The organism is Shewanella sp. QJM3NY_23 (assembly GCF_056173105.1).
The window spans coordinates 2,462,100-2,475,972 of the sequence record NZ_CM149657.1; the positions used below are offsets into that span (position 1 = coordinate 2,462,100).

At 48.1% G+C, this 13,873-nt stretch carries 8 protein-coding genes; 3 read left to right on the forward strand and 5 right to left on the reverse strand.

The window, feature by feature from the left end; all coding sequences use genetic code 11:
- Window positions 1-42: 42 nt before the first annotated feature.
- The 4 genes from AC0VXX_RS11080 to AC0VXX_RS11095 form a co-directional block, all read right to left on the reverse strand.
- Window positions 43-1,251 carry a porin gene (locus AC0VXX_RS11080; protein ID WP_475514280.1) on the reverse strand — a complete coding sequence of 403 codons (1,209 nt, stop codon included), beginning with the start codon at window positions 1,249-1,251 and terminating at the stop codon, window positions 43-45.
- Between the two features lie 260 nt (window positions 1,252-1,511).
- Complete coding sequence (locus AC0VXX_RS11085) at window positions 1,512-3,872, reverse strand: DNA polymerase II (protein WP_475517002.1); 2,361 nt, start codon at window positions 3,870-3,872, stop codon at window positions 1,512-1,514.
- A gap of 126 nt (window positions 3,873-3,998) precedes the next feature.
- Window positions 3,999-4,604: a response regulator transcription factor gene (locus AC0VXX_RS11090; RefSeq protein WP_475514281.1), complete on the reverse strand. Its 606-nt coding sequence runs from the start codon at window positions 4,602-4,604 to the stop codon at window positions 3,999-4,001.
- A gap of 12 nt (window positions 4,605-4,616) precedes the next feature.
- Complete coding sequence (locus tag AC0VXX_RS11095; protein ID WP_475514282.1) at window positions 4,617-6,398, reverse strand: sensor histidine kinase; 1,782 nt, start codon at window positions 6,396-6,398, stop codon at window positions 4,617-4,619.
- A gap of 354 nt (window positions 6,399-6,752) precedes the next feature.
- On the opposite strand from AC0VXX_RS11095, the gene dsrO reads away from it, so the two are divergent.
- Genes dsrO through AC0VXX_RS11110 form a run of 3 tightly spaced genes read left to right on the forward strand, consistent with a single transcriptional unit; the run spans window position 6,753 to window position 11,739 of the window.
- Window positions 6,753-7,520 (forward strand): sulfate reduction electron transfer complex DsrMKJOP subunit DsrO, encoded by a 768-nt coding sequence (gene dsrO / locus AC0VXX_RS11100; protein WP_475514283.1) that lies wholly within the window; start codon window positions 6,753-6,755, stop codon window positions 7,518-7,520.
- A gap of 2 nt (window positions 7,521-7,522) precedes the next feature.
- A complete protein-coding gene (nrfD, locus tag AC0VXX_RS11105; RefSeq protein WP_475514284.1) occupies window positions 7,523-8,623 on the forward strand; it encodes an NrfD/PsrC family molybdoenzyme membrane anchor subunit in 1,101 nt (366 codons plus the stop codon).
- Between the two features lie 23 nt (window positions 8,624-8,646).
- A complete protein-coding gene (locus tag AC0VXX_RS11110) occupies window positions 8,647-11,739 on the forward strand; it encodes a molybdopterin-dependent oxidoreductase (RefSeq protein WP_475514285.1) in 3,093 nt (1,030 codons plus the stop codon).
- 426 nt (window positions 11,740-12,165) lie between these two features.
- Here AC0VXX_RS11110 and AC0VXX_RS11115 read toward each other — a convergent pair whose 3' ends face one another.
- Complete coding sequence (locus tag AC0VXX_RS11115) at window positions 12,166-13,737, reverse strand: methyl-accepting chemotaxis protein (RefSeq protein WP_475514286.1); 1,572 nt, start codon at window positions 13,735-13,737, stop codon at window positions 12,166-12,168.
- Between the last annotated feature and the right edge of the window lie 136 nt (window positions 13,738-13,873).

Genomic DNA, 13,873 nt, shown 5'->3' on the forward strand with positions numbered 1-13,873 from the left:
GAAGCGCTTTTTATAGCAAGATGACGACGTTAAACCGTCAGCTTATAGGGTGTAGCGAATACCGATCGCGATACCATCATCTTCAGATAGCGACATTCTCGCTTCTTGCTCTTTATCAGCACTGGTGAAATCACTGTAGTCTTTACGACCTTCGATATAAAGCACAGTATTGTTATCCCACACATAGTGCAAACCAACAACCACAAATTGGCGCTTAAACACGTCGTTAGGATCAGCGTTGAAGTTAGGCTGGATAACATAATCATCGCCCGCATCTAAGATGTTGTACGATACAAATGGACGCAGGCCATTATCGAAGGTGTAAGAGAATAAACTTTCTACGCCCCACGCATCTTTGATTAAGCGGCCGATGTTATCGGTATCATGGTTTTCTTGCTTATTTACGTTAGCTGCCGCATAGAAACCGGCATCATCGAAGTTACCCCAAGTCACACCCGCACCATAGATAAGATCGACTGCTGTTGTTTGTTCACCATTACCAAAACGAACGTCAAACTCACCACGGTTTACACCTGCGGTCAGGGTCAATTTATCAGTTGCTGCATAAGTGATTGCACCGCCATAAGTGTAGTTAAACTCCACTTGCTGGGCAGTTCTGTCACCACTAACCCATAGTGCTTCACATGCTTCTTCAGTTATGTTGTCTGAATCACAAGTGTAGAAACTGCTATTTTTTAACTGTGCTTGTACAGCAAAACTGACATCACCAAATGCGTTACGGTATTGAACAGTTTTATCACCACGGCCTACACCGTTTACAGCACCATCATCTTTGTTGTAGGTGTATACACCAGCGGTATTACCATCCCAAACAAAGCCATAGTTTGTGCTGTAAACCACATCGTACCAAGCGCCCCATTGCTTACCAATGGTCAGGGTACCGTAGGTGTCGTGGGCGATGCCGACATAACCTAGACGGTTATAAAAAAACTCATCCTGAACAGATTCAAAACGGTTGTTATAAACAATGTCACTATTACCAACAGGGTTTACGCCCCATTCCAATTTAGTGAACGCTTTCCAGCCATCACTCATATCACGAGTAAAACCGAAGTTAATACGTGACGCGCCATTAACAACCTCGGTCTCACCTTGAGTGTTAATAACTCGGGCGTCAATAAAACCACCAATTTCTACAGCATTTTTATCGTCTTTATAAATTTCGATAGCAGATGCTGCTGGTACAAAAATGACAGCCGCTAATGCTGTTGCTATTAAACTCTTTTTCATGTGTTGGCTTAACCTTTTATAATGTTCAGTTTGCTGTTAACTTTTACTGCTAACTTTTCATGTTAACTTTAGTGCTACATTCCGTTGCTTTATTTCACTCCCATTTCAAATTGAGACTAACAAAAGATCAGTTGTCACTCAAAGCTGAATATCACATAAATTGCAGTTTTATTTCACTCAATCATCAAATGAAACCATACACACTCAAACCAAAAACCGCGCATTAACATTCACGCTCACAACCATTAAAATAACCACACCTAAATTAACGTTAGCTGTTTTGATGTTATCTCGGTGAAACTAAATTCTAGAATCGTAAGTATTGGATCAGAAATAGGCGCGATTTGCTTATCCAAATAATACTGATAATCGATATTACCCTGACAATACTGTCTTGGTTCAGCCCCATTGGTCGTCATCAAATACTCCACCTTACACCCTCGTTTACCAAAACGTGGGTCACCACTGCGCTCACACCACAATGTGGCCGCTTTGACATGGGGCGCAGACTTTGCAGTGTAATCTTCTATATTGCGGCGTAATCGCTTAGAAAACACTAATAGCTCATCTAATTCGCCACGTTGCAGCGCGACTATCATGCTTTTTAAGTACTCCACCACATCTTGCTTGGTAAACAAGCGAAGATAGAGTTCAGCCTGTATTTGCCGTGCCAGTGGACTCCAATCGCTTCTCACCTGCTCCATCCCCTTAAAAACCAGTTTTAACTCACCATTTTGCTGGGTATAGGCACCGACATAACGTTTTTTTGAACCTTCTAATGAACCACGCAGGGTTGGCATAAAAAACTGTTCAAAGTGGCGTTCATACTCCAACTCAAGATAACAGGCTAAATTATAGTCACGTTTTAGCTGTTGCTGCCATTTTCTGTTGATTTTTGTCACCAGTGAACGCGCGAAGTCATCGATATTGCCAATTGAGCTAACATTAACTAAATGCACAAAAGTAGAATCGGTATCGCCGTAGATCACCGTTAACCCCATCTCTTCAAGCCATCGACGGGTTTGTTTCATGATCTCATGTCCACGCAGGGTGATTGAGCTAGCTAACTTTGCATCATGAAACACGCATCCCCGCGATCCCAGTACCCCGTATAAGGAGTTCATGATGATTTTTATCGCCTGTGACAATGGTGCGTTCGCCTCTCGCTTGGCTTGCTCACGCTTAGTGGCCAGCTCCGCCACTAAGCCAGGTAAAATAGGCGCATTGCGGCTAAAACGCGCGCCTAAAAAGCCTGCAACGGTATCCGTATCGCTCATCGCCTGCCCTTCGATTAGCCCTTTAGGATCAATTAAAAAGGTACGGATGATAGAAGGGTATAGGCTCTTAAAATCGAGCACTAAAATATGCTGATAAAGCCCGGGGATGGAATCCATCACATAACCGCCTGGGCTTTCTATGCCATCACTTGCTGGCTCACTTGGCGCTACATAACCGGCGCGATGCAGATGCGGTAAATAGAGATTATTGAACGCCGCGACAGAAGCGCCTACTCGGCCAAACTCCAAACCTGTTAGTCTTGAACGCTCAAGGGCAAACTCTGTCAGCGACGTTTTTTGAAAAATGTCCCACACCAGACGGCTATCTGTGATGTTGTAATGGGCCAACGCCAGCTTATCTTCATTAAATAAGGTGGTGATCTCCTCGCCCCGATTGGCCACATTATCAATCGCTTTGCCCTCATCAAGCAGCTGACGAGATACATTGTCTAAAGAATAACTATCAAACTGATAAAATGCGGCCTTGAGCCAATCGATGCCATCGAGCACTACTCGCCCTGGAAGCACCAAGGTTTCAGGACGAAACTTACCTTCCACCTTCCACGTTAACAGCTGATGATGTCGCCCCAGCTTAAGCGGGATTTGATGGAGAGCTGCACGGCGATACAGTAAGGCTAAATCGAATGTGACCACGGCCCATCCAATGATAATGTCGGGATCAAAGCGAGCAAACCAGTTAATCAAGGCTATAATCAGCGCCGCTTCATTATCTACCCATTCAATATGGGTTACGCTGCTAGCATCCAATGGCGGATTAACGCCGTCGCCCACCATGATAACTAACTCAATCGCCTCACCCTCATTATCCTTGCCATATAAGCCAACGCTATAAAGCTCGCCACTCATTGAGCATTCAAAGTCCAGAGAGACAATAGAAAGAGTGACATCAATATCTGTACGGCGCGCTCGATGCCCGATAACCGTAGTGATACTCTCATTTGGCACCAACTCACCAATAAACTCCACATCCAAGGCGATAAAACGCTCAATGAGGTAGCGTTGCTCAGGGCGAATATCAGCTTCGTGCAGCGCTATCCCTAAGTCGGTCGCCTCTCTAACTAACTGACGAAAACTTTGACTATTACCACAGTAAAGCGCCGTTACCGCTTGATGATCAAAGGTCTTTAGTGTCAGCGCTTCGGTACGAACAGACTGGTGCGCTAAAGGCGATAACAGCTGAGCGACATCTTGGGTGCGACAAAAGCAGACTCGCTCACTGTCGTTAATCACCACACGTACAGGACCATCGAGGGTTTTTAGGTAATAATGCAGGGCGTTGCCCACATGATGGCGGGTCAATATTCGGCCTTTAATCGATTGCATCGCAGCAGAGATTAAGCTGGTAGGCTTAGGTGTGGCAGCGCTGGGTGTTACAGATTGAGATGTCACGTAAGGTGGCCTGTCATTGTTTAACTGCGCCAAAATTAAAGAGGTAAATCGATGATACTGTCACGAATGCAGCACGCCATAAATATAGGCGAGTTCTGCCACGGTTTTGGCGGCAAATTTTTTCAATAAACTGGCACGATGTACTTCAACGGTACGCATAGCAATACACAGCTCATCGGCAATTTTTTGATTGCGTTTACCGGCAACAATTAACCGCAAAATATCTTTCTCACGCTCGGTTAATGACCGATACGCATCGATACTGGCCAATTTATCCAACTGTTGCATTGAGGTTTCCAAGGCGTGGTTGATCGCAGCTACCAGCTGATCGGCATTAACCGGTTTTTGGAAGAAGTTGACCGCCCCAGCATGCAGTGCATCAACCGCCATGGGCACATCACCATGACCAGTTAAATAGATCACCGCCAGCGGACTTTGATTATCGCGTAAATGTTGATGCACTTGCTGACCGCGCAGCACTGGCATACGGCTATCTAAAATCACGCAACCCGGTTGTGTCAGCGCTGCGTTGTCAAGAAAGTGCTGACCATCGCTAAACACAGCAACATTAAATTCATACTCTTCGAGTAAAAACGCCAAAGACTCTCTGACAGATTGGTCATCATCGACAACATACACGGGCAAGTTAGTAAGGCGATTATTCATGGGACTTTCTACTCACTGAGATAACGATACAGGGATAACAATAGTGACTTTACAGCCATGAGGCGCAATAGGGCTCAGACTCATTTGCCCTGCATGATCTTCTATCACATCACGACAAATTGCTAGTCCTAACCCCAACCCTTGTGTTTTTGTGCTCACAAAAGCCTGGGTCACATCGGCGTGTTCTGGTGAGATACCAATGCCGTTATCGCTAACCGTTAAAGTTAAAACGTTATCCTGATAATGGCTCTCAATGACGATTTCTGGCTGCCAAGTCACATCGGTATGCTGCGCACTGACGCAAGCATCAATGGCATTAGTGACGAGGTTCACTAACACTTGTTGCAAGCCAATCGGATCGATATAACACAGTGGCAATGACGTCTGTAGTGACAAACGGTAAGGGATCTCAAGTTTAACAAGGCGAAAATCAAGCAGCTCCATGGTGTCAATAATCAATTGATTCATATCGGTAAAACTCTTTTCAGCCGCATGCTTTTTGATCATAGTTCGCAGTCGCTGCACTATGCTGTCGACTCGCTCCACCTGATGTTGAATTTTTTCAAGTACAGGAACCAGGTCCTCAAGCGGACGCTGCTTAGCGATACGCAATAACCCCGCTTCGGTGTAATTTCTTATCGCCGCCAAAGGCTGATTAATTTCATGGGCCACACTGGTGCCCAGTTCGCCCACTATGGCCACTCGCTGGGCATGTTCGAGCAGCTCGCCATTGTGTTTAAGCCGATGCAACGCCTGCTCCAACTGCTTTTTATTACGGTTAAAACAGTACTCTAACCAGAAGTGATAGCCATTAAGCAGCACTAACGTTATAAACAGCAACCAGCCCCACTGCTGATTATCATCAAGCCAGATAAAGGCCTCCTGCCACCAAGGCAGATGCAAGGGATGCATATTAAGTTCTTGATACAACTTATCGATAGCTAACAAGCTCACCGGCGATGTCCAACCTGACGCTCTAGCAGCAATGGCCGCCTCACTCTCAGCAGGCATAGCCAATAAGGCTTGGGACATCTGTTTCGCTAATTCGTTAGAAGCGCGCTGGGTCTTGGCAAATGACCAATTAGGATAAAGCTCACTGGTCACTTGACAGGGAAAGTAAGCCGGTGAGCGGGACTGGATCACCCGATAGTTATCCTCGAGTAACCCATCTGTCACCATGCTTTCTAATAAACAGGCAGGGACGACCGCAGCCTCAATATGCTTATCGCGTAACTGATACAAACTGGCATCGATGGGGAAGCCTAAAAAGCGTACACGTGAAAAAAACGCATTAGCATCAAAACCCTGGCTAATTAAATGGTAGCGCAAACTTAAATAGCCACCAAAGGCGTTACTGGCCACCGCAGAGACGGGTTTACCGTAAAGCGGCTCGAAGCTGTAATAGGGTGAATCGCGGCGCACCACCAGCGCTGAGCCAATACTGTTGGTTCGACTCTCACCTGTGTGACTGGTCATGGTCGCCAGCCAGGATAGGTCATACTGCCGGCCAAGCTGCACCGCTTGCCCGGGGTTGGTTATCACAAAATCGACCTTAAGCTGCTCAACGGCGTTAGCCATTTCATCCAAGGTTAGCGGATGCAATATAAAGCGCGTGTTAGCAATATGCGACTCTAACCACGCCATCGTTGGCTGCCAGCGATTACGCGTTGCCGCCTTACCGCGAGTGGCTAATACCGCGACATCGATCACTTTCTCCGCAGCGGACTGGTTAGCATCAGCGATGACAATATCGCGCTGCGCCCCCCTTTGGCTGCTTACGCTATCGGTTGGCATTCCTGCTAGTGCAGGATTAATAGCAGAGCAAATAACAGCGCACGCACTGAGCCATAGCCCCCTGTACAATAAGCAGCCGCGCCATGCTGTTTTTAGCCATGCGGTGCTTGGCCATAACGCATTATTAAATAGCGCTCTTTGACATGGGGATATCAAGCATAGACTCAAGGCCTTACTCTCCTGTTTACGTATCATATCTTCTTAATTATTAGAGATATATCACCCTATAGCGGTCATATAACTTGTTCTAGATCAATATTGATCTGGGTATGTGGAAATCCACAATACCGCCACTGATGTGAATAACGAACAATGGCCGCAGTACATTTTATCACCCACCCAAGTAGGCGTTATATGGATACTGATAAACGACATTTTCTTAATCGCATGGCGGGTATTACTGCCGGTGCGGCGCTCATTCCCGTAGCAGGAGTCAATACTGCGGTTGCCAGTACGGTTATTCGCAACAACCAACAAGCCGATCGTAAAGGTCACATAGGTAAACGCTATGCCATGGCTATCGATCTGCGTCAATGCGTCGGGTGCCAAGCGTGCACCGTCGGCTGCAGCATAGAAAATCAGGCACCAATTGGCCAATTCAGAACCACTGTTAAACAGTACGAAGTCAAGCTAGACGGTAAAGAACAACCCCAGCAGGTGAAGGCATTTATGTTACCGCGTTTATGTAACCATTGCGATAACCCGCCTTGTGTCAAGGTCTGCCCAGTGCAAGCCACCTTTCAACGTGAAGATGGCATCGTCATGGTCGATAACGAGCGCTGCGTTGCCTGTGCCTATTGCGTCCAGGCCTGTCCCTATGATGCCCGCTTTATTAATCATGACACCCTAACCGCCGATAAATGCACCTTCTGCGCCCATCGATTAGAACAAGGCTTACTCCCTGCCTGCGTCGAAACCTGTGTGGGCGGTGCTCGTGTGATTGGCGATATCAACGACCCTAATAGTGTGATCAGCCAATTACTGACCGCAAATAAAGACGATATCAAGGTATTAAAACCTGAACATAATACCCATCCACACGTGTTTTACATCGGCATGGATGAGCGCTTCGTCAGCCATGTCGACGGACAAGCCGCCCTCTACGAACCTGTGGGAGAATAATCATGAACATCACCGAAATCTTGATTCCAGCACAAGAAGTGGCCTGGCTTCCCTGGGCAGTGCAATACTTTTTCTATATTGGCGCCTCTTACGCCGCGGCAATCTTGTTTCTAGTCGCCTTGGTTTTTAGCCGTCAAACCACCCACCATTTTCGTGCTGCACTCGCGCTCACCATGGCCATTGGCGCCATTGTTGGCCCGCTGGCGCTCACGGGTGATCTACATCAACCAGGCCGTGCTTGGCATTTCTATTTTCATGTCACGCCTTGGTCTTGGATGTCGTTAGGCTCGTTTTTCTTACCACTATTTTCTGGGCTAAGCGTGCTGACCGCCTGGCTTTATTTGCGCCGCGATATTGCCGCGTGGCAGTTTAGCGAGTCCCCTTTGCTGCGCAAGGTAGCGCTGTTAACCTTGGGGCAATGGCAAAGTACTCCCAAGCAGTTACTGATGGCCGCCAGCCTTACCGCGCTATCGGGGCTGAGCATTGCAATCTATACCGGCGCCGAAATTTCAGTCATCGCCAGTCGCCCTTTATGGCATCAACCCGCTTCAGCGCTACTGTGGTTTACCAGCGCATTTGTTGGCGCCATCGGCTTTACTCTGCTCACATGGACACTGCTGCCTAACGCGACAAAACCGGCGTTAAGCTGCGCCGATCGCAACATCATCCAACGCACTAGCGTTATTGGTGCGACCTTGGCATTAGTGTTAGTGCCGATTTGGGCCTCAAACAATCCCCACTTTTCACTGTTCGCCGATCCCGTTTGGCTCATCAACCTTACGCTGATGGCCGCGTCCTTATTAGTGTGTATTGGTTTAGCGCTGCTGTTCGGCGCCCTTGCCACGCGCACATTCGGGGTCATTGCCATGTTAGTTAGCAGCCTACTGTGTGCGTGGATCATACGCTGGGTAACCATTTTGGAAGTACAAACCATTGCTCGCTTCGATGTGGGAGATTTTGCCTATCAATTACCCGCAGGTAGCGCTGGCTGGCTTGGGATCATTGGCATATTCGGCCTATGGCTGGCGCTGGCACTTGTCGCCTCAGAGCTTATCAACGCTAAAGCCACTGCGGTTCGCCAATCTCAAGCTCTGCAGCAATAACCAACATATTTAAGGATTTTAAAATGGATAATAAACGTCGTCTGCTACTAAAATCAGGGTTTGCTGTTGGTGGATTAGGTGCATTTTCAGCCGGTTACAGTGACACCATTCATCATGCAGTCAAAGGAACCTTAGAGGGCACTGCGGGTAAAAAGACTCAGCACATCCACCACGGCAACTCGTTAGCACCAGAGTATCATCTCAATGCGAATGGCAAACTAATGCCTAATCCAGATCAAAGAGTCGCCCCGTCTATGTGTTTTGGGTGTTGGTCTTTATGTGGCCTACGGGTACGTATCGATAACCGTACCGATGATATTTTGCGCATTGCTGGCAACCCATACCACCCACTATCGCATCATGAGCAGATCCCTTACGCGACCCCTGTGAAAGAGGCTTATCGCTCATTAATGGGCGAAGCTGGGCTCGCGGGACGCTCCACCGCCTGCGCCCGCGGCAATGGCATGTTAGAGATACGCAACAGCCCTTATCGTATCACCCAACCGCTTAAACGTGTGGGTAAACGCGGCGAAGGCAAGTGGCAACCCATTAGCTATGAGCAGTTGCTCAGCGAAGTGGTAGAAGGCGGCGATCTGTTTGGTGAAGGCCAAGTAACTGGGCTGCGTGAAATACGCGACATTCACACCCCGCTGGATCCCCAAAACCCCGAATATGGCCCCAAAGCCAACCAGCTATTAGTCACCAATGCGGGAAACGAAGGCCGTGATGATATTTTAAAACGCTTTGCCTTCAACAGTTACGGCACGCGTAACTTTGGTCACCATGGTTCCTATTGTGGCTATGCGTTTCGTGCAGGCTCGGGCGCCATGATGAATGATTTGAATAAATTCGCTCATCTCAAACCCGATTTAGACCACGCCGAATACGTGCTATTTATTGGTATGTCACCGGCGCAAGCGGGCAACCCCTTTAAACGCCAAGCAAGGCAATTGGCCGAAGGACGCACTAGCGGTCGGCTCAAATACACCATCATCGCCCCGAGTTTACCAGCAGGTTCATCGAGCTTAGCCGCGGGTGATAACAACAATTGGCTGCCCATCAACCCTGGAACTGACTCCGCTTTAGTGCTGGGCATGATCCAGTGGATCATCGCTAATCACGCTTATAACCAATCCTTTTTGGCCCAGCCTAGCGCCGCAGCTATGGTAAAAGCCGATACTGCACATTGGTGTAATGCGACACACTTGGTGATAAGTGACGAGAGTCATGCCGATAATGGCCGCTTCCTGCGCGCCTCCGATATTGGCCTGAGCTACAGCGGTGAGCCGTTATCTGACAGCGACCCTTTTGTGGTTGTTAATGCAAGATCAGAGCAACTCAACGTTAATACCCAAGACGATGCGGCGCAGCTGTTTGTCGATAGGCAAGTCATTAGCCATGGCAAAAATATCCGCGTAAAATCATCATTGCAACGCTTAAAAGAGGAAGCCTTTAAGCATGACTTGGCGTTTTATAGCCAGCAGTGTGGCATAGCTGTAGCACAAATCGAAGCCTTAGCGCGCGAGTTCACCAGCCACGGCACCAAAGCGGTAGTGGATACGCATGGCGGCAATATGCACACCAATGGCTTTTATAACTCTTTTACTATTTTAATGCTTAACGCGCTGATTGGTAACATCAATATGAAAGGTGGCGCCATGGCTAAAGCCGGTGGTTACCCCACATCGGCCGCAGGCCCACGTTACGATTTCACCCAATTTAATGGTAAAACTAAGCCAAAAGGGATTTTCTTATCTCGCAGCAAATTCCCCTACCAAAAAACCAGCGAATATAAACGCCGCGTCGCCGCAGGAGAGTCACCTTACCCTACTCGCGCGCCTTGGTACCCGATATCAGCCCCACTGCTTACAGAGCACTTATCGGCGGCTATCGACGGTTACCCTTATAAAGCCAAAGCCTGGATTAACCACATGGCCAACCCGCTTTATGGGGTACCCGGGCTAAATACCCTGCTGGGCGATAAGCTGAAAGATCCACAGCAATTAGGCCTGATTATCTCTATTGATGCCTTTATCAATGAGACTACTGCACTGTCTGATTATATTGTGCCCGACACTGTCACCTATGAAAGCTGGGGCATGTCTACCCCTTGGCACGGCGTGCCGACCAAAGCGGTCACCGCACGCTGGCCCATTGTTGAACCGCGCACCGACAAAACTGCCGATGGCCGAGCGATTAACCTTGAAAACTTCGTTATCGATGTGGCTAAACGGATGGAACTAGGCGGTTTTGGCGACAATGCGATACCTGACAACCAAGGCAACTGGCATGGGATCCACAACGCTGAAGATTTCTACCTGCGGGCGGCGGCAAACCTTGCCTATGTTAAAGGCGGCGTTCCGAGCGTCGAAGCAGAAGACATTGCTTGGTCAGGGCTTGAGCGCCTAATGCCGGCGATGACCCGTACCTTAACAGGTGAAGAGATGCGAAAAGTGGGCTACATCTTTGCCCGTGGCGGTCGTTTTGAAGACGCCAGCCAAGCTTACCAGCAAGATAGAATGAAGCATCGCTGGGCCAAGCCACTGGCCATTTGGAATGAAACCGTCGGTACGTCAATCAATACCATGACCGGCGAGCGCTATCTAGGTTGTCCTACTTGGTCACCGCAGCGCTTGGCTGACGGCACGCCATTTGAGCAACAATACCCTAAAACACAGTGGCCGTTTAGCTTGACCAACTTTAAGTCAAACATCCACAGCTCGGTGTCTAATTTATCACCACGCCTCGCCTCTATTAAAGGCATTAACCCTGTGTATATTCACCCCGTTGACGCTAACAATGCGGGGATAAGCACCGGCGATCACTTTATGATTGAAACCCCAAGCGCTAAAACCCAAGCCTTAGCAATGGTTGTTGAGGGGATAATGCCCGGGACTTTAGGTTTTGAGCATGGGTTTGGCCATACCGAGCTAGGTGAGCGGGCTCATTGGATTGGTGACAAACAACAGCCCGTTAAAATGAAATCCAGCGATGGGGTCAATATTAACGACATCGGCCTTATCGACCCTACTCGCAAAGGCCAAGGTGTGATGCTCGACTGGGTGGTTGGCGCCGCGGTTCGCCAAGCCTTACCCGCTAAGATTTATAAGGTGTAAGCACGTCGCTCGATTGACCCTTAGTCAACGCCGTTATGATTAACATGACGGCGTTTTTTTGTGCCTTTTACTGATGCTATTTAGTCGATGCCAAGCCAGTTGCAGCCTAAAACCTAGGCATTAGCCATTAGCCATTGGGCGCAGTCTCATGGAATTAACCAGCTGGCATTAGCCGTGCTGCATTGAGCGCTTTAAGTAGAAGCATACCGATAACAGATACACGTTACTTGGTTATTTTATGGCTTGGTTGTTTGGTTGCTTTATTGCCAGTCGCTATAGACATAAAAGCGCCGCGGTATCAGCGTATGGTCGCACTCATTTCGACTTTAACTCACAGGCCTCAATCCACAAGGCCTGCAATTTAAGAGACTTAAATAAAGAGAAGTGACGATGATGAGGATAAGTGATTGTGCTTAAGCAATCGCGTTATCGCTTTTGAAATTGCTGCATCAAACGTTGTAAATCGCCTAACTGACTCACCAACTCAGAACCACGGCTCACCGAGTGATCGCTGCGCTCAATATTGGCTAATGACAACTGCTGAATGGAGATGATGTTGGCATTAATGTCTTCAGTTACACTCGCTTGCTGATGCACCGCGGCGGCAATTTGTTGGCTAGCACTGGCCACTTCGCTCAGCATACTATTGGCATGTTTAAGCACATCACCGGTACGTACGGCATTATCTCGGCACACATCTGATAAATGACTGCCTTGTTGTGTCGCCGTCACCGCTTGGCCTGCGGTATGTTGCAGGTGGGTTATCATGCTGCGAATTTCTTCGGTGGAAGCTTGGGTTTTTGAGGCTAACGCTCTAACCTCATCGGCCACTACCGCAAATCCGCGGCCACTTTCACCCGCTCGAGCCGCTTCTATCGCTGCATTAAGCGCCAGCAGGTTAGTCTGATCGGCTATGGTACCAATCACTTCGAGGATCTTTTCAATCTCTTGGCTGCTCACCGACAGATCGTTAATAATTGCATTAGCACGCTGTAATTCTGAGTGCAGTTCAGCCACCGAATCTATCGTGGTTTGCACATTATCGAGACCGTCATCAGCAAGCTGATTCACTTGCTCCACCAATTGTGATGCGGCCATCGCATTATCAGCCACGTCACGAATTGAGCTGGACATTTCAGTTACCGCGGTGGCTACCGAGTCAGTTCCCGCGCCTTGTTTATCTAAATTTTGCTTGATCTCTTCTTGATTGACTAACTCCTGCTCGGCATTAACGTGGATCCCCTCAGCCGTTTCACTGGCTCTGGCAACAATCGCACGTACCTCAGCTTTACGCTTTTGCAGCGCCAGCTCAATCATAGAATATTCATCATAGCGCCCGGTATAGACAAGCTCCATCAACGGATTATCGTATGCTTGCGTCGCAAGCGTTATCACCTGCCTTAAACGTCGTTGATGAAAAAATTCATTGAGTAAAAGCCCGGCCATCGCCAGTATCGACACTGTCCCACCTAAGTGCACCGATGCCCCGCTCATCATAGCTATGGTGCTGGCAAGTGCAATTAACACAGCAGTATAACGCGCCCAACGATAACTAAAACGTGGCCTTGATAACTTAGACGGCGTTTCTTTTTGGCTCATTTCACTATAAAGAGACTCTGCACGCTTAACCCACTCTCGGTTAGGTTTTGTACGCACAGACTGGTATTCAATAATCTTGCCCTTAGCATCAGTGATGGGGGTAATAAACGCAGAGACCCAATAAAAGCCGCCCTCTTTGCGCGCGTTCTTCACAAGACCCATCCAGCTGCGGCCAGATTGTACCGTTTGCCACAACTGCTTAAAAGCCGACTTAGGCATATCGGCATGACGCACAATATTATGTGGTTTACCAATTAATTCATCTACTTGATAACCGGCAACATCACAAAAACCGGCATTCGCATAGGTGACAATACTGGAGGGATCTGTGGTGGAGATGAGATTAGCATCGAGATCAAATTCGACTTCACGTTCTGCGTTAGTATGTTTACTGACCATATTAAGGTGACTTATTCCCGAGCTGATGTTGGCTTGTTTGCCTTGCAGTGCATTATGACTGACAAACCCAATACGTAAAAGAGGTCGCTGCCGATCACAGTTGTTAGTCTTACAAATGTTAACAATGTAAGAACAG

Coding starts and splice junctions, on each gene's coding strand:
- AC0VXX_RS11085 (WP_475517002.1), bottom strand. CDS start 3,872: ATGCAATCGATTAAAGGCCGAATATTGACCCGCCATCATGTGGGCAAC.
- AC0VXX_RS11095 (WP_475514282.1), bottom strand. CDS start 6,398: ATGCCAACCGATAGCGTAAGCAGCCAAAGGGGGGCGCAGCGCGATATT.
- AC0VXX_RS11115 (WP_475514286.1), bottom strand. CDS start 13,737: ATGGTCAGTAAACATACTAACGCAGAACGTGAAGTCGAATTTGATCTC.
- dsrO (WP_475514283.1), top strand. CDS start 6,753: ATGGATACTGATAAACGACATTTTCTTAATCGCATGGCGGGTATTACT.
- AC0VXX_RS11080 (WP_475514280.1), bottom strand. CDS start 1,251: ATGAAAAAGAGTTTAATAGCAACAGCATTAGCGGCTGTCATTTTTGTA.
- nrfD (WP_475514284.1), top strand. CDS start 7,523: ATGAACATCACCGAAATCTTGATTCCAGCACAAGAAGTGGCCTGGCTT.
- AC0VXX_RS11110 (WP_475514285.1), top strand. CDS start 8,647: ATGGATAATAAACGTCGTCTGCTACTAAAATCAGGGTTTGCTGTTGGT.
- AC0VXX_RS11090 (WP_475514281.1), bottom strand. CDS start 4,604: ATGAATAATCGCCTTACTAACTTGCCCGTGTATGTTGTCGATGATGAC.